25 protein-coding genes are annotated in these 20,927 nt (G+C 39.2%); 17 read left to right on the top strand and 8 right to left on the bottom strand.

Features of this window, described 5'->3' with window-relative positions:
* Positions 1-70 precede the first annotated feature (70 nt).
* The 10 genes from ccmA to CIK86_RS09050 are packed head-to-tail and all read left to right on the top strand — an operon-like array spanning position 71 to position 7,781.
* On the top strand, positions 71-691 hold the full coding sequence (ccmA, locus tag CIK86_RS09095; RefSeq protein WP_086993541.1) for a cytochrome c biogenesis heme-transporting ATPase CcmA: 621 nt from the start codon (positions 71-73) through the stop codon (positions 689-691).
* Positions 691-1,377 (top strand): heme exporter protein CcmB, encoded by a 687-nt coding sequence (gene ccmB / locus CIK86_RS09090; RefSeq protein WP_011327516.1) that lies wholly within the window; start codon positions 691-693, stop codon positions 1,375-1,377. The genes ccmA and ccmB overlap by 1 nt, the downstream gene beginning before the upstream one ends.
* A gap of 1 nt (position 1,378) precedes the next feature.
* On the top strand, positions 1,379-2,116 hold the full coding sequence (locus tag CIK86_RS09085; protein WP_011327517.1) for a heme ABC transporter permease: 738 nt from the start codon (positions 1,379-1,381) through the stop codon (positions 2,114-2,116).
* 2 nt (positions 2,117-2,118) lie between these two features.
* Positions 2,119-2,319, top strand: a complete 201-nt coding sequence (gene ccmD, locus CIK86_RS09080) for a heme exporter protein CcmD (RefSeq protein ID WP_011327518.1) — start codon at positions 2,119-2,121, stop codon at positions 2,317-2,319.
* Entirely contained in the window at positions 2,319-2,798 is a 480-nt protein-coding gene (gene ccmE / locus CIK86_RS09075) for a cytochrome c maturation protein CcmE (RefSeq protein WP_011327519.1), read from the top strand. Before ccmD ends, ccmE begins: the two co-directional genes overlap by 1 nt.
* Positions 2,799-2,800: 2 nt before the next feature.
* Complete coding sequence (locus tag CIK86_RS09070) at positions 2,801-4,771, top strand: heme lyase CcmF/NrfE family subunit (RefSeq protein WP_011327520.1); 1,971 nt, start codon at positions 2,801-2,803, stop codon at positions 4,769-4,771.
* Positions 4,768-5,337, top strand: coding sequence for a redoxin family protein (locus tag CIK86_RS09065; RefSeq protein WP_011327521.1), 570 nt, complete (start codon positions 4,768-4,770; stop codon positions 5,335-5,337). The genes CIK86_RS09070 and CIK86_RS09065 overlap by 4 nt, the downstream gene beginning before the upstream one ends.
* Positions 5,337-5,798 (top strand): cytochrome c-type biogenesis protein, encoded by a 462-nt coding sequence (locus tag CIK86_RS09060; RefSeq protein ID WP_011327522.1) that lies wholly within the window; start codon positions 5,337-5,339, stop codon positions 5,796-5,798. Before CIK86_RS09065 ends, CIK86_RS09060 begins: the two co-directional genes overlap by 1 nt.
* Positions 5,799-7,040: a c-type cytochrome biogenesis protein CcmI gene (gene ccmI, locus CIK86_RS09055; protein ID WP_086993539.1), complete on the top strand. Its 1,242-nt coding sequence runs from the start codon at positions 5,799-5,801 to the stop codon at positions 7,038-7,040. It begins immediately after the preceding gene.
* A 9-nt stretch (positions 7,041-7,049) separates the two neighbouring features.
* Complete coding sequence (locus CIK86_RS09050) at positions 7,050-7,781, top strand: VacJ family lipoprotein (RefSeq protein WP_086993537.1); 732 nt, start codon at positions 7,050-7,052, stop codon at positions 7,779-7,781.
* Positions 7,782-7,844: 63 nt separating this feature from the next.
* On the opposite strand, the gene CIK86_RS09045 is transcribed toward CIK86_RS09050, so the two are convergent.
* On the bottom strand, positions 7,845-9,068 hold the full coding sequence (locus CIK86_RS09045) for an HDOD domain-containing protein (RefSeq protein ID WP_086993535.1): 1,224 nt from the start codon (positions 9,066-9,068) through the stop codon (positions 7,845-7,847).
* A gap of 311 nt (positions 9,069-9,379) precedes the next feature.
* Between CIK86_RS09045 and putP the strand changes: the two genes are divergently transcribed.
* Entirely contained in the window at positions 9,380-10,891 is a 1,512-nt protein-coding gene (putP, locus tag CIK86_RS09040) for a sodium/proline symporter PutP (protein ID WP_086993533.1), read from the top strand.
* Positions 10,892-10,951: 60 nt separating this feature from the next.
* On the opposite strand, the gene CIK86_RS09035 is transcribed toward putP, so the two are convergent.
* Positions 10,952-11,269 carry a YebG family protein gene (locus CIK86_RS09035; RefSeq protein ID WP_086993531.1) on the bottom strand — a complete coding sequence of 106 codons (318 nt, stop codon included), beginning with the start codon at positions 11,267-11,269 and terminating at the stop codon, positions 10,952-10,954.
* Between the two features lie 315 nt (positions 11,270-11,584).
* Here CIK86_RS09035 and CIK86_RS09030 point away from each other — a divergent pair, with 315 nt between their 5' ends.
* Positions 11,585-11,884, top strand: a complete 300-nt coding sequence (locus CIK86_RS09030; protein ID WP_011327528.1) for a helix-hairpin-helix domain-containing protein — start codon at positions 11,585-11,587, stop codon at positions 11,882-11,884.
* Between the two features lie 15 nt (positions 11,885-11,899).
* Here CIK86_RS09030 and CIK86_RS09025 read toward each other — a convergent pair whose 3' ends face one another.
* Together CIK86_RS09025 and dsbB are read right to left on the bottom strand one after the other, a co-directional pair.
* Entirely contained in the window at positions 11,900-12,202 is a 303-nt protein-coding gene (locus CIK86_RS09025; protein WP_086993529.1) for a DUF6170 family protein, read from the bottom strand.
* Positions 12,202-12,720, bottom strand: coding sequence for a disulfide bond formation protein DsbB (gene dsbB, locus CIK86_RS09020; RefSeq protein WP_086993527.1), 519 nt, complete (start codon positions 12,718-12,720; stop codon positions 12,202-12,204). Before dsbB ends, CIK86_RS09025 begins: the two co-directional genes overlap by 1 nt.
* 443 nt (positions 12,721-13,163) lie before the next feature.
* Between dsbB and fadR the strand changes: the two genes are divergently transcribed.
* Positions 13,164-13,877 (top strand): fatty acid metabolism transcriptional regulator FadR, encoded by a 714-nt coding sequence (fadR, locus tag CIK86_RS09015; RefSeq protein ID WP_011327531.1) that lies wholly within the window; start codon positions 13,164-13,166, stop codon positions 13,875-13,877.
* Positions 13,878-14,155: 278 nt separating this feature from the next.
* Positions 14,156-14,761 carry a peroxiredoxin C gene (locus tag CIK86_RS09010; protein WP_011327532.1) on the top strand — a complete coding sequence of 202 codons (606 nt, stop codon included), beginning with the start codon at positions 14,156-14,158 and terminating at the stop codon, positions 14,759-14,761.
* A gap of 58 nt (positions 14,762-14,819) precedes the next feature.
* On the opposite strand, the gene CIK86_RS09005 is transcribed toward CIK86_RS09010, so the two are convergent.
* Both CIK86_RS09005 and smpB read right to left on the bottom strand, forming a co-directional pair.
* Complete coding sequence (locus CIK86_RS09005; protein ID WP_086993525.1) at positions 14,820-17,408, bottom strand: TonB-dependent receptor; 2,589 nt, start codon at positions 17,406-17,408, stop codon at positions 14,820-14,822.
* A gap of 366 nt (positions 17,409-17,774) precedes the next feature.
* Positions 17,775-18,254 carry an SsrA-binding protein SmpB gene (gene smpB / locus CIK86_RS09000; RefSeq protein ID WP_011327534.1) on the bottom strand — a complete coding sequence of 160 codons (480 nt, stop codon included), beginning with the start codon at positions 18,252-18,254 and terminating at the stop codon, positions 17,775-17,777.
* Between the two features lie 147 nt (positions 18,255-18,401).
* Here smpB and CIK86_RS08995 point away from each other — a divergent pair, with 147 nt between their 5' ends.
* Entirely contained in the window at positions 18,402-18,842 is a 441-nt protein-coding gene (locus CIK86_RS08995) for a type II toxin-antitoxin system RatA family toxin (RefSeq protein ID WP_011327535.1), read from the top strand.
* Positions 18,839-19,162 carry an RnfH family protein gene (locus tag CIK86_RS08990; RefSeq protein WP_011327536.1) on the top strand — a complete coding sequence of 108 codons (324 nt, stop codon included), beginning with the start codon at positions 18,839-18,841 and terminating at the stop codon, positions 19,160-19,162. Before CIK86_RS08995 ends, CIK86_RS08990 begins: the two co-directional genes overlap by 4 nt.
* 65 nt (positions 19,163-19,227) lie before the next feature.
* Here the strand turns inward: CIK86_RS08990 and bamE are convergent, their stop codons facing one another.
* Positions 19,228-19,587, bottom strand: coding sequence for an outer membrane protein assembly factor BamE (bamE, locus tag CIK86_RS08985; protein WP_086993523.1), 360 nt, complete (start codon positions 19,585-19,587; stop codon positions 19,228-19,230).
* 112 nt (positions 19,588-19,699) lie between these two features.
* On the opposite strand from bamE, the gene CIK86_RS08980 reads away from it, so the two are divergent.
* A complete protein-coding gene (locus tag CIK86_RS08980) occupies positions 19,700-20,014 on the top strand; it encodes a GIY-YIG nuclease family protein (RefSeq protein WP_086993521.1) in 315 nt (104 codons plus the stop codon).
* Here CIK86_RS08980 and CIK86_RS08975 read toward each other — a convergent pair.
* Complete coding sequence (locus CIK86_RS08975) at positions 20,001-20,915, bottom strand: M20/M25/M40 family metallo-hydrolase (protein WP_254910705.1); 915 nt, start codon at positions 20,913-20,915, stop codon at positions 20,001-20,003. The two genes, CIK86_RS08980 and CIK86_RS08975, sit on opposite strands and share 14 nt — an antisense overlap.
* Positions 20,916-20,927: the final 12 nt, after the last annotated feature.

The raw sequence follows: 20,927 nt of genomic DNA, 5'->3' as shown, positions 1-20,927 counted from the left end.
AAGCAATATTCGTATTACCCTATCATTATGATAGACTAACGCCTAATTTTTGGCAGAGAGAATCGTCATCTTGTTACACATTAAGTCCGTCACCTGCATCAAGCAAGAACGTTGTTTGTTTGCGGATCTTAATTTTAGCCTTAATAGCGGCCAAATCATGCAATTAGCAGGTGCTAATGGTGCTGGTAAAACGTCTTTATTACGTATTATAGCGGGCTTTTCTATGCCTGATGAAGGCGATATTCTGTACCTTAATCAGTCGATTAAAAAGTACTATGAAGAGTACGCCAGAGATCTATTATTTATAGGCCATAAAACCGGGGTTAATGTGCAGCTCAGTGCGCTTGAAAACGTTAAGCATTGGCTGGCAATTAATGGCTACACTAATGAAGGTGATTTATACCCTTTATTAAGTAAGCTTGGCTTAGTAGGCCTTGAAGATGTACCGGTTAGAACGCTCTCTGCTGGGCAGCAACGCCGTGTTGCGTTAGCTCGATTATGGTTAAGTGAAGCTAAGTTATGGATTTTAGATGAGCCATTTACAGCACTTGATAAAAGTGGTGTTGCCTTTTTACAGCAACGTTTTGTTGAGCATTTAAAAAATGGCGGAGCTATATTGCTAACCACGCATCAAGATTTAACGGCCCATTTTAGCAACCTACAAACACTCACCTTGGAGTATCGTCACTAATGACCCGACAACACTCCTATTGGTTACTTTTTAAAGCCGTGTTTAGTAAAGATGTTAAACTTGCTTTTCGTCAGCGCGCTGAAATTATCAATCCTATTTTGTTCTTTTTAATTGTTATTTCATTATTTCCGTTAGCTATTGGGCCAGAGCCCGGTCTACTGGCAAGAATGGCGCCGGGTATAATTTGGGTGGCTGCTTTACTCTCAACTATGTTGGGGTTAGATAAGCTGTTTAGAGATGATTATAACGATGGCTCACTTGAACAACTTATTGCATCGTCGTATCCGTTATCGTTAACTGTGTTGGCTAAAGTAGCCGCGCATTGGGTGATCACTGGGCTTCCTTTAGTATTAATGACCCCACTGTTTGCACTACTATTGAATTTAGATAACACAGCATTAATGGCTACGTTACTAACGCTATTATTAGGTACGCCTTTGTTGAGCTTTATTGGCGCAATTGGGGCTGGGCTTACTGTAGGATTACAAAAAGGCGGTATTTTAATGAGTTTATTGGTGTTGCCTTTGTATATTCCGGTTTTAATTTTTGCAACGTCAGCTATCGATACCAGTACTATGTCGCTGGATTATAGTGGGCAGCTTGCCATTCTTGGCGCTATGTTAGTTATTGCTATTATTAGTGCGCCAATCGCCATATCGTCAGCATTAAAAGTGAGTGTCAGTTAATATGTGGAAGTGGTTACATCCCTATGCTAAAGCAGAGCGTGCATATAAGTTATGCAATACGTTATTGCCTTATTTTGCCGTAGTTACGGTTATTAGTATGTTAGTTGGTTGGGTATGGGGGCTTGGTTTTGCGCCTGCCGATTACCAACAAAAAGACAGCTACCGTATCATTTTTATTCATGTGCCTTCGGCTATTTTATCTATGGGTGCTTATTCATCAATGGCAATTGCTGCCATTATTGCGCTGGTTTGGCAGTTACGAAACGCTGAACTTGCAGTTATTGCAATTGCGCCTGTAGGGGCGTGCATTACTGCGATTGCACTTATAACCGGTGCTGCATGGGGTAAACCTATGTGGGGCGCTTGGTGGGTGTGGGATGCGCGTTTAACCTCAGAACTTATTTTATTATTTTTATATTTGGGTGTGTTGTCTTTGTACCATGCCTTTGAAGATAAAAAGGCAGCGGGTCGTGCCGCTTCTATATTGGCTATTGTAGGGGTTATTAATTTACCTATTATTCATTACTCTGTTGAGTGGTGGAATACCCTACATCAAGGAGCCTCAATAACTAAGCTAGATACCAAAGCAATTGATCCCAGTATGTTTTGGCCATTAATGGTAAACATTTTGGCGTTTGCGGCTTTTGTTGGCACTGTTACTTTAATTCGTCTTAAAAATGAAATATTACAACGTGAAAAGCATCGCCCATGGGTGCGCCAGTTGTTAACTAAGAGGTAGTTATGCAGTTTGACTCATTTTCTGATTTTATTGCAATGGGAGGCTATGGATTTTATGTGTGGCTTTCTTTTGGTACATGCGCACTTATTTTATTAGGTATTTTATTTAGTTCACTCAGAGAGACTAAACATATTATGGCATCGGTAGAGCAACAAATAGCGCGAGAAGTTCGTATTAAAAATGCTAAGCAGGAGCAAATATAATGAACCCAAGACGTAAAAAACGCCTTTTAGTTATTGTTGCAGTGCTGTTTGGCATTGGTGCCTCAATAGGCTTGGTACTGTATGCATTACAAGAAAACATTAATTTATTTTATACCCCAAGTGAGCTTGTTGACGGTAAAGGCCCCAATAAAGAAAAACCACAAATAGGCCAAAAGCTACGCATTGGTGGCATGGTTGTACCAGGTTCGGTAGAGCGCAATGAGCAAAGTTTAAAAGTAAGCTTTACTTTAGTTGATACAGGCCCAACCGTGGTAGTGCGTTATCAGGGGATTTTGCCTGACCTATTTCGCGAAGGCCAAGGCATAGTTGCACAAGGTGTACTTGTGGAGCCCAATGTAATAGAAGCATTTGAAGTACTTGCTAAGCATGATGAAGAATACATGCCTGCTGAAGTGGCAGAAGCGTTAAAAGGAATTAAACACGAGAAACCTAAATACAACCTAGATAGTGGTAATTAATAATGATCCCAGAACTTGGTTATTTTTCTTTAACGCTTGCCATGGTGCTAAGCGTTTTATTATGTGTTTTTCCGCTGTGGGGGGCACATACCGGTAATTTACGCTTAATGCGTGCTGCTCCTTCGTTAGCGGTAGGGCAATTTGTATTTGTATTTATTTCGTTTGCCGCCCTTATTTATGCCAGCCTTACAAATGACTTTACAGTTGCGTATGTGGCGTATCACTCAAGTAGCTCTTTGCCTTGGTATTATCAAATAACCTCGACCTGGGGTGGGCATGAAGGCGCTATTTTATTGTGGTTATTGATGCAAGCTGGTTGGACAGCTGTTGTTGCACTGCGCTCTAAAGCGCTACCTTGGGTATTGCGTGCTCGTGTACTTGGTGTGCTTGGCTTTTTAGGTGTTGGCTTTATGATGTACACCTTATTGCTTTCAAGCCCATTTGAGCGTTTATTACCTTATTTCCCGGTAGAGGGGCGCGACTTAAATCCGCTACTACAAGATCCGGGTATGATCATACACCCGCCGTTACTTTATATGGGTTATGTAGGGCTATCTGTAGCGTTTGCTTTTGCAATTGCGGCACTTTTAACTGGCAAGCTAGATAATACTTGGGCCAAATGGTCTCGTCCTTGGACTATGACCGCGTGGGGCTTTTTAACTTTAGGTATTACCATAGGAAGTTGGTGGGCGTATTCAGAACTTGGCTGGGGCGGCTGGTGGTTTTGGGATCCAGTAGAAAATGCATCTTTAATGCCTTGGTTAGTAGCAACAGCACTTTTACATTCATTGAGTGTGACAGAAAAACGTGGTGTATTTAAATCATGGACAGTACTGTTAGCAATTGCAGCATTTTCACTTAGCTTACTGGGCACCTTTATTGTGCGCTCAGGTATTATTGTATCTGTGCATGCTTTTGCAACTGACCCTGATAGAGGCTTATTTATACTGGCCTTTTTAGCTATTGTTGTTGGCGGTGCATTAGCACTTTATGGCATGCGCGTATCGCAAGTACGAAGCGAAGGGCGTTACAAGTTAGTATCGCGCGAAGTAGCACTGTGGCTAAATAATATATTCTTAGTGGTTGCTACTTTAATTGTATTACTAGGTACTTTATTGCCTATGGTACACAAAGAAATGGGCTTAGGCAGCATTTCAATTGGCGAACCATTTTTTAATAAGATGTTTGCAATACTGTTAGTGCCATTTGCTATTTTAATGGGTATTGGGCCGTTTTTACGCTGGAAGCAAAATAAATGGGCGTTTTTACAAAACAAAATACTAATGGGTGTATTAGTCAGCATTATTATTACCTTTGCTTGGTTATTTTCTAGCTATGATGTGATTGCACCGCTTACCTTATTAGCAACCACGTTAGCTGTATGGATTGTAATTACAACTGGTATTGATTTATATAGTAAAGTTACCGTACATAGCACCTTTAAAGAAGGCTTTAAGCGCTTAGGTTTAGGTTATTGGGCTATGGTACTTGGCCATATAGGTATTGCCTTTGTAATTGCTGGCGTAACCCTTACTTCGGCATACTCGGTTGAGCGCGACGTATCAATGAAACCAGGTGATACGGTGCAGCTTAATCAGTATCAATACCGCTTTGAAGGGGTAAAAAATGTTCGCGGAGCTAATTACAGTGGCCATGCGGGTGTTGTATCGGTATTAAAAAATGACAAGCTAGTTACTCAGTTACATGCCGAAAAACGCCGTTACGATATTGGCATGCAGTTTATGACAGAAGCAGCAATTGATGCAGGCTTCACACGCGATTTATACCTAGCGTTAGGTGAGCAATTAAGCGAAGGCGCGTGGTCATTACGAATTTATCATAAGCCATTTGTGCGTTGGATGTGGATTGGCGGTATATTAATTTCGTTAGCAGGGTTTGTTATTTTATTTGATAAACGCTATCGCACCTCATCGCCTCAATCAACAAAAGAAACAGCGGAGAGCGAAGCATGAATCGTAAGCTTTTAGCTATAGCACCGTTACTGGTTTTTGCTTTTATTTGTGTGTTTTTATTCCAAGGGTTATTTGCTAACCCAAGAGAAATACAAACAGGGCGATTAGGGCAATCTATGCCAGAATTTAGCCTGCCAGATCTAATGCAAGATAATAAGCAATGGAGCAATGAGCAGTTAAAAGGTGAGGTTTATTTATTAAATGTATGGGGTACCTGGTGCCCTACATGTTTAGCAGAGCTAGGCTACTTAACTAAATTGCGCGAGCAAGGCGTTAAAATTATAGGCTTGTACTATGTGCAAGGTTACGATGCCGATTTTGACGGGCCATTTGATATGCAAGCACTGCGTAGTGACGTAACCAATATGCTAACGCGTGCTGGCGACCCATATCAGTTTAATATTTTAGATTTACATCGCACACTGTCGTTAGATTTAGGTGTGTCGGGTGCGCCAGAAACTTTTTTAGTTGATAAAAGCGGAACCATTTTGTTGCACCATACCGGTGATATAAATCCGCGAGTGTGGCGTGCTAAGTTTGCACCAATTATGCAGGAGCTCAAATAATGAAGTGGTTGTTATTAACCCTTAGCCTTTTTGTCAGTATGGGGGCGCTTGCTCAGCAAGACCGCTACCAATTTGACAGTAACGAGCAAGCGGTTCGCTTTGAAGAGCTAACCAAAGAGCTACGTTGCCCTAAGTGTCAAAATCAAAATATTGCCGACTCTGATGCGGTAGTAGCAAAAGATTTACGCGAGCGAGTATTAGCTTTAGTAAAAGATGGTAAAACGAAAGACGAAGTAATAGATTATATGATCGATCGTTATGGCTACTTTGTACATTACGATCCACCAGTAACCCCTGCAACTTTAGTGCTGTGGGTTTTACCGGTATTGATTGTAATTTTTGGTTTTGGTTTTATTGTTATTCGCCAACGCAAAGCATCGGTAAAACAAAGCTGGAGCAACAACGACGAAGCAATGTTAGTTAAATTAATTGCTAAAAATAAACGTCAGGAGCAAAGTTAAATGATTTTAATGTGGGCGTCTTTTGCTTTACTCACACTTATTGCACTGTTGTTTGTGATGTTGCCTTTTTTAAAAAAAGAGCGTGTTAAAACCATTACGCACAATGCGAACGCAGAACTTATTAGTATTTATGAACAGCGTTTAGTTGAGCTACAAAACGACTTAGAAAACCAGCGAATTGATGCACAAAATCACAGTGAGTCAGTGATCGAGCTCAAACGTCGCTTACTCAATGAGCTCTCTCCAGAAAAGTCACTTAATAGCCGTGGTAATAATCGTATTTTTGCCTTAACAGGCGGTGCGTTTGTGATTGCCCTAACCGGTATTTTTTACTCTATGACCGGTAATCAGCAGCAAATATCGGCTTGGCACGATGCTATGGATAACTTAGCAGAGTACGGTGAGCGAGCTGTTATGCAAAAAGGCGAGCCGCTGAGTGAAAACGAGCTGCAAGCATTTGCATTGGCACTGCGAACTAAGCTTAACCAAACGGGGGATGACGAAATTGCCTGGATGTTACTGGGCCGTGTGGCTATGTCATTGAACGAATTTGATATGGCGCAGCAGTCGTTTGATAAAGCGTTGCAAATGAATCCTGCTAATATACAGGTGCTTATTAGTTACAGCCAAGTGCTGTTACTTGAGGGCAGTGAGGCAAGCATGACACGTGCTGCAGGTATGCTTTCAAAAGTACTGCAAGAAGAGCCGCAAAATTTAGATGCTATTTCTTTATTGGCACTCATTGCTTACGAACGTAAAGATTGGGTACAAGCAAAAGCGGCGTTTGAAGTATTACTTGCCAGTATGGATAAAGCAGATACCCGCTATAATATGATTGCGCAGCGTATTAGTGAGATAGAACAACAGCAAGCACAAAATGTTGATGTTACAAAGAGTGCAGCAATTAAAGTGACAGTAAATGTAAGTACAGAGCTTAAAAATAAACAACCTGAAAACGGAATTTTATTTGTTTTTGCAAAAGCGTTAAATGGCTCTCCAATGCCACTAGCGGTTGTTAAGCTTAACGAGTATCAATTTCCTATTACAGTTGAACTAAGTGATGCAAACTCTATGGTTGCAGGATTAAACTTGTCAAGCGCAGAAGATATAGTTATTACTGCACGTATCTCTAATGATGATTCAGTAATGCCAAGTAGCGGTGAGTTAGAAGGGCATTCAACAACGTTAAAACGTGAAAGTACCCGTCAGTTGCAACTGCAAATAGACACATTAATACCTTAAGGATACGCGATGTTAAAACATGGTTTAATTTATATAGTTTTGTTAGTGCTGGCCGGGTGTGCACAAGTACCTGATAGCCAAAAGGACGAGCGCGATCCACTACAAAATATTAACCGCCCAATATACGACTTTAATATGGATGTTTTAGACACATACATACTAAGACCGGCCGCCGTAGGGTATATCACGGTGACCCCTGTACCAGTGCGTCAAAGCTTAGTGCATTTTACCAATAATATTAGTGCGCCGGTAGATATGATCAACGCCGGTTTACAGGGTAAACCAGGTAATGCCAGTGTTAGCTTAGCACGTTTTTTAGTTAACTCGACCGTAGGTGTTTTTGGTTTATTTGATGTGGCCAGCTCATTAGGGCTAGAACATGTAGATGAGGATTTTGGGCAAACATTAGGTGTATGGGGTGCAGGTGATGGTGCTTACTTGATGCTACCTGCTATGGGGCCTTCTACAGCGCGTAACTTAACCGGCGATGTAGTTGATAACTTTGTTTTACCTGAAATAGCGTTAACTACACCACAAACAATTTTAGTGTTTGCGTTAAAAGCAGTTGAGGCCCGTGCATCACTAATTGCGCAAGAAGGTTTATTGAACGATTCACTAGACCCTTACTTATTTATTAAAGATATTTATTTTCAACGCCAATTATACGAACTTTACGACGGTAACCCGCCAATCAAAGAAGAGCCTGATGACTTTGATGAAGATTTTTTAGAAAGTTTGTAAACCTATTAAAAACGCCAGCAATGCTGGCGTTTTATTTTCTCATTAGTGATTAGAAAGTTGTTATTAAACATTGCTCATTAACTGCATTTGCTCGTTCACCCAGCTAATTGCTTCGTGGTAAGCATCGGGTACTTTATCACCTAAACCAAGTTGTTGGCTGATCTCGTTAGCAGCTTGCCAATTGCCTTGCTCATAAAACTTAACCAAGTTTAAGTAGCTTGCAAGCAAGCCCTCGTCATTAAGTAAAGCGGCTTTAATCTCATTAGATAATGGCAGTTTTTGCATCACACTTTGCATACTTTCATCTAAAATAGCATCCATAAGCGACATCATACCGGTTAAAAAAACCATTCCTGTGTCTTTAAACTTACCATGCGAAATAGCCAGTAATTCACTAAAGCGCGCCCGAGTGAGCGATAACCTAATTAGTTCCATAGGCTTATCTGTTGAAACTTGCGCTGCAAATAATAAAGATAAGAGCTTTTTAATTTCATTCGCACCAAGGGTTATAAGCGCTTGTTTTATTGTGCTTATTTCGGCGCGCTTAGTAAATGCCGCAGAGTTTGAATAACGTAGTAATTTATAAGATAAGTTTACATCTCGCTCAAATGTTTCTGTGATTTTATTGAGGTTTATTTCAACGGTTGATGTTTCATAAAGTAGCTCTGCTAATGCCATACTTGAAGGCGAAATTGCTCTACTTTTCACCATCTCTGGCTTTGCAAAGAAAAACCCTTGAAAATAATCAAAGCCAAGCTCAAATGCTTGGTTATACACCTCGTGGGTTTCAATTTTTTCAGCTAGTAATTTAATATGTGGGAAAGGCTTTAAATCATTAATAAGGGTTTTAACTACCTCTATATCACAAGTTAAAAAATCAATTTTTATAATATCGATAAATGGATAAAAATGGCGCCATACTGGTTGATGAATATAATCGTCTAAGGCCAATGTATAGCCTTTTTCTTTTAAATCTTTAACAATAGCAAGTAAACGCTTGCCGGGTTGCACCGTTTCAAGTATTTCAACGACGATTGCATTTTTACCTAATAAAGTTGGGTAGCCTTTTAATAACGTTTTCAGCGTAAAGTTTATATACGCTGGTTTGTTATCGGTTAAATCCTCTAAGCCAAAATTAAATTGGCTACCTTCGATTAGACGTGTTGTTGCTACATCGCCGTCTATGTCAGGGAATACGTTATTTATGCCATCACGAAATAATAACTCATAACCAATAAGTTTTTTCTCGCGGTTTAAAATAGGTTGGCGTGCAGCATAAAAATACATAAGTAATTCCATTTGGATTAAATCAACAAATATTATGTTAATGAATAACAAAGAGTAATGAATTTACATGGCTTTAATTTATTACTCTAATCTTTATTGGTGAATAGTAAGCCTTTTTAGGTTGAAAGTAAGCAAGGAGGTTGTTTTTAATTCACAAAAAATGAGTAGTTGGAATTATGAGTGTTACCCATGGTATAGTTATATAGAATAGCTTTTATCCCAATACTGTCTTAACTATAATATTTTAAGAGTCATTATTTGGATCAAAAGCCTGTTGCAATTTATTAGTGGAGGCGAGTTTGGAAACAGGAATGATTATTTCACTAGCATTATACTTTGTTGTAATGCTAGGTATAGGATTGTATGCATTTAAGCAATCAACCAGCGATGTTTCAGGTTACATGTTAGGGGGCCGTAATTTATCACCAAGTGTTGCTGCGCTATCTGCAGGTGCATCTGATATGAGCGGTTGGTTACTTATGGGCCTTCCCGGCGCTATGTATCTTTTTGGTTTGAGTAAGGTTTGGATTGCGATTGGTTTAGTACTTGGTGCTTGGGCAAATTACTTCTTAGTTGCACCTAGGCTTCGTGTTTACACTGAAAAAGCGAATGATTCAATTACGATCCCGGATTATTTTGCAAATCGCTTTGCGGACAATAAGAATATATTACGTGTTATTTCAGCTATTGTTATTATTGTTTTCTTCACACTTTATACCTCATCTGGCGTGGTTGCTGGTGGTAAGTTATTTGAAAATTCATTTGGAATGAGCTATGAAGTTGGCCTTTATGTTACTACTGGCGTTGTAGTACTTTATACGCTTTTTGGTGGTTTTTTAGCGGTAAGTTTGACCGACTTTGTACAAGGTTGCATTATGCTTATAGCGCTATTAGTCGTACCAATAGTAACGTTTACTATGCTTGATCACCCAGTAATGGAAACGCTCGCTAATGCAAGCTATGACCTGTTACTTATCTCGCCAAAGGCCAGTGAAGTTCATTCTCTAAATATGCTAGATTGGTTTGCTGGTGGCTCTACCATCGCAATTATTTCTGCGTTAGCTTGGGGCTTTGGTTACTTTGGTCAGCCTCATATTATAGTACGCTTTATGTCGGTACGTTCAGTTAAAGATATTCCAGCAATGCGACGCATTGGTATGTCTTGGATGACATTATCTGCAATAGGCGCAGTACTAACTGGTTTATTTGGGGCAGCCTTCATACTAGAAAATGAAATGCCGATAAATGATAAAGAAACAATATTTTTAGTGCTATCTGAATTGGTTTTTCATCCATTGATTGCTGGCTTTTTATTAGCAGCTATTTTAGCGGCTGTAATGAGTACTATCTCTTCACAATTGCTAGTGTGTTCAAGCTCGTTAACTGAAGACTTTTATAAAATATACCTGCATCGCGAAGCCTCTCAAAAAGAGCTGGTTTTTGTTGGGCGTATTAGTGTGGCATTAGTTGCTATGTTTGCTATTTACTTAGCTTACGATAGAGATAGTTCTATTTTAGATTTAGTGAGTAATGCGTGGGCAGGCTTTGGCGCTGCATTTGGACCACTCGTATTGTTTAGCCTTTACTGGAGAAGAATGAACTTTGCTGGCGCCTTAGCAGGCATGTTAGTGGGGGCTTCAACAGTACTTATATGGATATACGCACCAATTACCATTAATGGTGGGAGTTTAAGTAGCGTTATTTATGAAATAGTCCCAGGCATTATTTTATCAAGTATTGCGATTGTATTAGTTAGCTTAATGACCAATGAGCCAGCTAAAGAAATTACAACCTTATTTGATGAAGTAGAACAAGAACTATAAAAAGTTATAAACAAAAAAAGGGAGTAACTTAGGTTACTCCCTTTTTTTATGCAAAATTTATTAACTCGCTTTTTTGTCGCTACCTTCTTCTATGGGGGCAACATTATCTGCTTTTTTGCCTGTTACAGCAGCTTTAGGGGCTATAGGCTCTTTGCCACCTTTTAATATTGTCATGAAGTCATCTTTACTTTTTGCCATTTCTAAAGCGAGTGACTCTACTTGTTGCTCACTTAATGGTACATCAACTTTTTCTAGCAAAATTTCAAGCGACTCTGCAATATCGAGCATTTTATCATAGGCATCAGCTTCTTTTTTGGTAGTAAACGTCATGCGCTCGACTCCGTTTCGTTCTACAACATATTTAACAACAACAGCCATGATTTCTCCTGCTTACTTGCGTGGCATATAGTATATATAAACCATTAGATTACTGTTTTTATGTACAGTACAAGTTTGTGCCTAAATTTGCAAGCCCCCTAATTAATATTAAGTGATAATAGTTGACAACAATGATTAACTTTACTTTATTTAACTTAATCACTTTTGTGTGCCGTTGCAGTTAAGGATCTCACAGGGAGTGAATGTTAGGTTTAAGTATTTAATAAAGTGCAGGTGTAAAAAGCCTTTTGCATTATGACTTAAACATATAAACAACAAAGTAAATGTTCATGTATGAACAAAAAAGGAAGAAAGATGAAAAAACTAAAATATAGTATTTTAGCTGCAGCTTTTTGTATGTTGCCAGTAACCCTTACCTACGCAAATGTTGATACCTCAGCAATAACTCAGCAAGTAAAACAGGCGGCTTTAAATATTAATACTGCTGATGTTAGCCAGCTATCTAAGCTCCCTGGTATTGGTAAGAAAAAAGCACAAGCTATTATAGATTATCGCGAAGCAAAGGGTAACTTTACATCGTTAGAGGATTTGAAAATGGTAAAAGGTATAGGCAAAAAATTAGCTGCAAAGCTCGAAGGTAAGGTTTCGTTTTAAGTTAAAATGGGCGCGTTAAGCGCCCTTAGTATATTGGGTTAATGCTTCACTTAAATGCTTTTTAGCAAAGTTAATTTCAATTGGAGTCGTTAATAGTGGGTAACACAACCCACCGAGTAGTAAAAAGGGGATGAGTAACCAGCCTTCAAATACGGCAAATATTAAAAACAGTGGGCTGAGTAATAATAATTTTATAATACGTAGTAGTACTTTATTAACAGGTGAAAGCATACTTAAAGAAATAGCTATAACAACTTGTCTGTCACGTATTTTTAAATGCTTTAGTGCATCAATTTGGCTTGAAAAGAACACAAACATTACAGCGACCTTTTAGTCATTAAGCGACTCATTACCAGTAAAAATAAAGTGGCTGCAAACAGCGCAAATATTATTTCCATCCACGCTGGCATGCTTAATCCCGCAAATTGCCAGTCAATATTCCCGCAATCACCAGTGGCTGCAAAAAAGCTTGGGATCCACTCATGTAGTGGCATAAAAGCAGGAAAGTTAGGTTCAAACTCACAACTAAATGCAAAAGGATCAGTGGTTGTTTGCATTTCGATATGCTCGCGGGCAATTATTAATCCCCAAACACTAGAAACAGCCCATACGCTATAGGCGAGCAGGCGAACCCCTTTATGCTCAGGATTACTTGTACCAATAATACCTGCAATAAGTAAACCTAATACGGCAGTACGCTGATATATGCACATGATACATGGCGCCAATCCCATTTTATATTGAAAAAACAGTGCTGTTATTTCAAGCAGAAAAACAATACCACTAAACAAAAGCCAAGGAGTACGTTGGGTGGGTAATTGTGCAAGCCAGTTCATAATAAATCCGTATTTAAATAAGACGTTAGATTATGACGTAGGATAAAGTTAGGGGCAAGCAAAACGACTTAAAGCCTACCCACATGCATTTATGATGATTAAAGTTAAGGTTATAATTCTAAAAGCCAATAAAAATCCAATAATGTGAATAAAGAGGTAGCCCTTTAAACGAGTAAAGTATGTGTGTGAGGTGACTTTACGTAATAAGTTTACAAGGCAAGGCGCGAACTTAAAGTAAATAACTACTTAAAATGTATCTAAGGTGAATATATAAGTGCTTGCGACAAGTGTTAGTAAAAAATATAAAGCATTTTATAGACAAAAATATTTTAATCGCATACTGGCAGTAATATGGCGTACTTTACTTGTTACTTGAGCGTCGTCTGGTACAATCAGTCGGTTAATCGTATGTAGTAGTGTGAATTAATTCGAGTGGGAATTGGATGAGAATTTTTAAAGCGAAAAGCCCAGCAGGATTTGCTGAAGAATACATAGTAGAGTCTATCTGGAATGGCGATTTTCCTCCTGGATCTATTCTACCTGCTGAGCGTGAACTCTCAGAGTTAATAGGTGTTACCCGAACGACGTTACGTGAAGTATTACAGCGATTGGCTCGAGATGGCTGGTTAACTATTAAACATGGTAAGCCAACAAAAGTGAATAACTTTTGGGAAACGTCAGGACTAAATATTCTTGAAACGTTAGCACGTCTTGATGAAGATAAAATGCCAGAGTTAACCGACCAGTTACTCTCTGCACGCACTAATATAAGCGCAATTTATACGCGTGCAGCTATAAAGTTAAATCCAGAACGTGTGATTGAAATTCTCTCACAAAGCGATGAGTTAGAAGACAGTGCGCAAGCATTTGCTGATTACGATTATAAAGTGCATCACGAGTTAGCTGTTGCAGGTAATAATCGTATTTACGTGCTTATACTCAATGGCTTTAAAGGATTTTATTCAAAAATAGGTTGTCATTATTTTTCAGATCCGGGGACGCGTGAGTTGGCTCGCCAGTTTTATAAAGACTTAACTAAATTGGCTGAAAACAGAGAACACGACGGTGCGATCATGATGATGCGTAAATATGGTCATCAAACCGGTGAAATTTGGCAACAAATTCGTGGCGATATGCCCAGCGACATAATGGATTAAACCTATTTTAAAAGCCTGCATTTGCAGGCTTTTTTGTGTCTTCATTTTATTAATACTTTATAACCAAGAAACTGAGCTAATAAAATAAACCCCACCACTTTTTAGTGTTCAGTATTATCGATGGGAGGAATCGTTAAATACGATTGTCATTTCGCACCAGTTCTCTATAGAATAATAATAATTATATGTGCGCTATTGGTTTTTAAGTTTTAGAGCCCATATAACTATCAGCATTGCATAAGCAATTGACAACAAACTCAAAATATTTGGAGAATAAAATGGGTGTATTAGTAGGCCGCCAGGCACCAGACTTTACCGCTGCAGCAGTTCTTGGTAACGGTGAAATTGTAGATAGCTATAACCTTCATGAAAAAATTAAAGGTAAAAAAGCAGTTATTTTCTTTTACCCACTAGATTTCACGTTTGTATGTCCTTCTGAACTTATTGCATTTGATAAGCGTTATGAAGAATTCCAAAAACGTGGCGTTGAAGTAATTGGTGTTTCTATCGATTCACAATTCTCACACAACGCATGGCGTAACACTGCTGTTGCAGATGGCGGTATCGGTAAAGTTAAATATGCACTAGTTGCAGATATTAAACATGAAATTTGTAAAGCATACGACGTTGAGCATCCTGAAGCGGGTGTTGCGTTTCGTGGTTCTTTCCTAATTGATGAAGAAGGCAATGTACGTCACCAAGTAGTGAACGACTTACCACTAGGTCGTAACATTGATGAAATGCTACGTATGGTTGACGCGCTAGCGTTCCACACTGAGCACGGTGAAGTATGTCCTGCTGGTTGGACTGAAGGTAAAAAAGGTATGGACGCGAGCCCTGAAGGCGTTGCTAAGTTCCTATCTGAAAACGAAGGCGATCTATAATTTAGCTCTCGTTTAAATAAAAAAAACCGCCAATTGGCGGTTTTTTGTTGCTTCTCGTTTAGAACGAGAAACTTACTTTAGTATAAATATAACGACCGCGTGGGTTATGAACCCCAGACGCATAACCGTAAAGGTCAGAATCGCCATCACCAATTGCAAATGGTGGCTCTTCGTCAAACAAGTTATTAATACCTAGTGATAATTTAGCTGACTCAGTAATACGGTACGACGTTTGTAAATCAACTAACACTTGTGAGTCAATCATACGTGATGTATTGCTATCAAAATCTAAGTTACCGTCAAAGTCGATATCTGGAGTATCTTCAAATTCACCAACATAACTTAAGTTAACATTAGTATTGAAGTCGCCCACTTCCCAATTAGTTGAGAAAATCCAACGATGCTCTGGGTAACCATATTCACCAGAGTAATCACGGCCATCTTTTTCAAATTTATTTTGGTAAGCCCACTCTAAATTGAATTTCAATAAACCTAAATCATCCAATGAATGATTGTAGTTTGCTGAAAAGTCGATGCCAGATACTTCTTGTGAAGAGACGTTTTTAAAGGTGCTATAAATTTTATCTATAGTACCTAAGCTCGCCCCGCCTGTTGGTGCTAAGCGAACACATACAGTGCTATTTTGGTTATTACATTCAGAGTTATAGATTGGGCCAAATTCTTCTTGGTCAATTTTATTGTCTTGAGTAATACTCCAAACATCTACACTTAAACCAAATTCTGCGCTAGGGGCCCAAATGAAGCCGACGTTCCATGACTCAGATTCTTCAGGCTGTAAGTCAGGGTTGCCTGCAAACTCAATATTGTAATCAAGTGCGTCGCAATCTAATCCTGTGGCATCACAACGATAGTTGTCTTTAAAAAACTGACTTTTTTCTGATGGGCCTAAACCAACCTGAGCCAGTGACGGGGCTCTAAAACCTTGCGCCCATGAGCCACGTACTGTAATTTCATCTGTAGGTGCCCAGCGTAGTGCAACTTTAGGGTTAGTGGTTGTGCCAAAATCGCTATAGTCATCGTGACGACCAGCAAGTTGCAATTCTAATGTATCAGCTAGTGGAATTGAAAATTCAACATAAGCAGCATATTGATCGCGCGATGCTGCGGCTGATACAGCTTCAGTACCAAAAATTAAACCGCGACGGAACTGATCATCAGGGATATCTGTAACATCTTCTTCGCGGTACTCAATACCGGCTGCCATCATCACCACATCGTCGCCAAAGCTAAATGCTTCACCGCTAATGTTTGCGTCGAATGAGGTCATGTGTGACTCACCTTGACGTACTAAGCTAGTAGTGATTCTGTCGATTACGGCAGGATCGTTATAAGTGCCGCCAAATGGGTTGTAATTACCGGCATCTATTTCTTGTTGTAAAAAGTCGGTACGCACCCAACCTTGTGTACGATCACCGGTTTGCACTGATTTACTACGACCTTTTTGTACTGCTGTCTCCCAGCTCCAGTCATTAAACTCGCCTCTTAAACCCGCTACAAACCGCATCGTATCTGATTCAATATCCCATTGACGAGCACCGGCATCTACAGTTCTAAAGTAATTAATTCCTACTTCTTGTCCAAAAGGATTATTAGGATGATTTGCTGGAACAGTTAAGGCTGCGCCTTTATCTAATGGGGTTGGTGCACCCATAGCAACAGAACTATTATGTTGTACTGCCATTTCTAAAAATGCGGTAATGCCATTATCAAAATTATACTCAAACTGCGAAATAGCGCCTATACGTTCAGAAGCTGGTGCAATATAACCATAAGGGCCATAATCAAACACACAGCTGTTGCTGCTACTTACTCGATCAGTTGGACAGCTTGGATCTGCCATTTGAACACCATTAACATCGAATGAGCCTGGGAAGCCACGCGATGAACGAAAATCTTCGCCACCAAAAGCCGTTTGATCTGCAGTGCCTAAGCTGCCCATTTCACTTGACGATAAAGAGGTGTTTTTAAAGTAGTCAATAATAACGGAAGCACTGCTTTTTTCGTTACTTGTGCCCCAAACGATGCTGGCTGATGTCTCTTCGTAATTAGGACCGTCAGTGCCACCGTAGCCTAAGTTTACTTCAATACCATCAATATCTTTTTTCAAGATAACGTTAACTACACCCGCAACAGCATCAGAGCCATAAATAGCCGATGCACCATCTTTTAAAATGTCGATACGTTCAATCGCTGAAACAGGAATACTGTTAATATCAACAAATGAGTTAGTAATACCTTCGGCGAATGCACTAATAGCAACACGGCGGCCATTAATAAGTACTAAAGTTGCGTCAGCGCCTAGGCCACGTAAACTTACCGCTGCAGAACCATTTGCAGTAGAGTCTTGGTTATTACCACGGGTAGAGAAAGTACCGCTACCTGCAACAGGCATTCTTTCAAGCAACTGCTGTAGGTTGTCATAACCCATGTTATCAATATCGGCTCTACTGATAGATTGAACCGGAGAAGGGCCTTCCATATCAGAACGTTTAATACGAGAGCCCGTTACTTCAATGCGTTCTACTTTTTTCACTTCATCAGCGGCGTATGCTGTTGTTGTAAAGCCAGCTGTTAATGCCAAAGTAGCCCCTGCAATTAAGCTAGGGGTAAATGCAAATTGCTTCATCCTTTAAGTCCTTGTTAGTTTTGTTGAATTTGGTAGCTAAAAAAGCCCTCTATATTAATACCATGTAACAAAGGTGTTAGCAATTGCGATGTGGTGTGACTTTAGTCTGGGTGTTGCTGGTAAAATAGTCAGTGTGTTTTATTTACTTGGAGATAGAAGTTCGACGTAAAGCGGGGTTTTAATATAAATCTTGCGTTGCAATTAGTGGTAAGAATTAAATAGTTTAGTGAGCACTTATTTTGTAATAATTTATTCTTTTATTAACAGCCACTAAGTTGCAGTATATTTATGCAGTTTGGTTTAAAATTGTGCGTTAAATTATTTTAAAATAAATAAAAAAACGCCTAATAAATTAGGCGTTTTTATTTATGCTTTATGCTTCATTAAGCGTTCTTTTTCACGCGACCAGTCTTTATCTTTACCGTCTTCGCGTTTGTCGTGTAATTTTTTACCTTTTGCTAAATGAAATTCAAGTTTCACCCAGCAATTCTTCCAATACATAGCAGTAGCGATTAATGAATAGCCATCGCGTTCAGTCGCGCCTACTAAGCGATCTAGCTCGCGTCTGCTTAATAGTAACTTACGATAACGTAAAGGATCACAAATTACATGGGTAGATGCACTGTTAAGAGGCTGAATTTGGGCGCCTAATAAAAATGCTTCACCGTTTTTAAGATGGATATAAGTTTCAGTGATGTTAACTTTGCCAGCTCGGATGCTTTTTACTTCCCAGCCTTGGAGCTCTACACCCGCTTCAAACTTATCGTGTAAAAAATACTCATGTCGCGCTTTTTTGTTAAGCGCGATGGTATTGCTTGTCGATTTTGATGATTTATTCTTAGCCATAGTGCCCTATATTATACGTAATACGAGATGTTTTACATCGATTTTTTAATAATGCATTTAAAAGCTTAGTAATTAATTTAAGCAGCGTGAAAGTTTGGGGAAACGCGTAAAGCTTGCTAAAATTCCACCACACAGTTGGGAGTGAGTATGCCACAAATAAAAAAAAGTGCGCTGGTTATGTACAGCACTAAAGAGATGTTTGACCTTATTAATGATGTAGAAGCCTATCCTCAGTTTTTACCTAATTGCTCAGACTCAAAAATTATTAAGCAACACAATAATAGCATGACCGCGAGTTTAGAAATATCAAAAGCAGGTATAAAAAAGTGGTTTACCACAGAAAATACCTTTGTTGATGAGCAAACCGTGGTATTAAATCTTGTAGATGGTCCGTTTAAAATGTTGCAGGGGCGTTGGCACTTTCAACAACTTGACGCAAATGCTTGCAAAGTAGAGTTACAATTAGACTTTGAATTCTCGAGTAAGTTGATTGAGTTAGCGTTTGGTAAAATATTTAATGATGTTGCAAAAAATATGGTGAGTGCGTTTACTCAGCGCGCGAAACAGGTTTATGGAGCGAGAGTATGATTGATGTTGAAGTTGTATTTGCACTACCCGAAACAGCAACAAGCTTAACAATAGAAGTTGTTAAGGGAACAACGGTAGAACAAGCTGTTATTCAATCAGGAATTATCGAAAAACACCCAGAAATAGATGCTACAGCACTAACACTCGGTGTTTGGAATAGAACTGTAAAGCCTAATCAAGAGCTAAAAGAGGGGGATAGAATTGAAATTTATCGTCCTTTAATTGCCGATCCTAAAGATGCGCGTAGAAAACGAGCTGAAAAAGCGAAAGAAGAAGGGCGAGCAAATAAAGTAACCGGTGGCCGTCCTATAGAGCGATAGCATAAGGTTTTAGCTATTATAAAGGTGAGCTTAACTCACCTTTATAATTTTATAAGCGAGGGTGCTTATTGTTCGAGTGGAGTAGTAAAGTTTTCTGGCTGTTCGTAATCACCTGAAATAGAAGCAAGCTTTTCATTTTCAAAGTTAATAACCAGTGATTTGTACTGCTCGTTACTACGGCCTTTATTAAAGCTATATACATAACGCCAAGTGTTATTATCAAATGCATTTTCGGCGATAGGCTTGCCTAATACATAAACAACTTGCTCACGAGTCATGTTTACACGCAGTTTATCAACATCAGATTGCTCTAAAAAGTTACCTTGAGGGATGTTGATTCTGTATACCCAGCTAGAACACCCAGCTGCTGAACTAAGCGTTAAAGCAACGATAAGCCAAAGAGAAAAAGTTTTTAACGACTGCATTGTTAGTTGTGATCCTTATTTTTTATAATCTGCATGATACCGATTAGTCACTGAAGGTAAAACCCTTTTAAGCAATTGTTTTTTGTTAAGGGCATTAAGTTAAGGTAGCGATTTGACCACGGATAATCAAAAAAGTTTAAAATGCAGTGATCAGAGCTGCTTAAAAAAGCCATCTATCTGGTATTTGTATATAGTACAAACCCGCTACGGCCATTGGTATACGGGTATAACCACTAATGTTGAGCAACGTCTTGCTACGCACCAAGCGGGTAATGGTGCAAAAAACCTTAAAGGTAAAGGCCCACTTTTACTTATTCATCAGCACAGTGTTGGCAATAAAAGTGCAGCAAGTAAATTAGAGTACCAAGTGAAAAAATTATCTAGGGCTAAAAAAGAAGCCTATGTAGCATCATTTAAGGCGGGCTAAGTGGGAGTGGTGTTTTAGCAAGCTGGTTAATAAAGGCTTCTATTAATAGTACTGCATCAGTAAAAAGTTTGCTGTTAATATTCTCGGCGGTGTCATTACTTGTATGATGGGCACTGTCGTAGCCCATGCCAAAGTAAACATAAGGTATTTTTTGCCTTGCAAACGAATAGTGATCGCTCGCTTTATGCCAGTTTATATTTTTAGATTTTATATATCGGCTCATTTGTGCAGCGGAGTAAACCGGTTTTAATTTTACATTATTATTTTCAACGGCGGAAAATACGCTATTTAAGGTGTTTTTTAACGACCTAGAGGTTAATACATATAAGTTGCTACGATGCTTTTTAACCCCTAGCATGTCTAAATTTATGTTCATAATAACGCTATTTGGCTGCAGTGCTTTGGCAAAATACTTACTGCCATGTAAGCCGTTTTCCTCTGCATCTGTGGCTACAAAGGTAAGAGAAAAAGGCAGTGGCTTATCATTAAATACGCTTGCTAAATAAATTAAAGCAGCAACACCGGTGGCATTATCATTTGCTCCAGGATGCAGTTTTCCGCCACGTTTACCTAAATGGTCATAGTGTGCGGTAATAATAATACGAGTGGCTTTTTGTAATGGGTCGGTTGCCTTTGTTGCTGCCTCTAGAGCCCCTATGTTGGAACTAATAATATTAATACCGCACGCTTGGCTAAATAGGCCCGATTTATAGCAAAATGGCTGCTCGACCACATTGTTATTAACTTGGCTTAATCTGCGTTTTATATAGCTTCTTGTAAGCTCTGCGCTTTGAGAACCTGTTTTTCTACCTGCAAGTTGCTGGTCTGCTAAGTAATATAAATCATCAATAAGTAGCTGCTGCGCCGTTTTACTATTAGCAAAAGGACTTAAAAGCAGCAAAATAATAACGAC

Origin of the sequence: Pseudoalteromonas sp. JB197 (genome assembly GCF_002332205.1) — a bacterium.
Classification (GTDB): Bacteria; Pseudomonadota; Gammaproteobacteria; order Enterobacterales; family Alteromonadaceae; genus Pseudoalteromonas; species Pseudoalteromonas nigrifaciens.
Note: the sequence above shows the minus strand (reverse complement) of the source record. Positions and strands in the feature narration are given on the sequence as shown.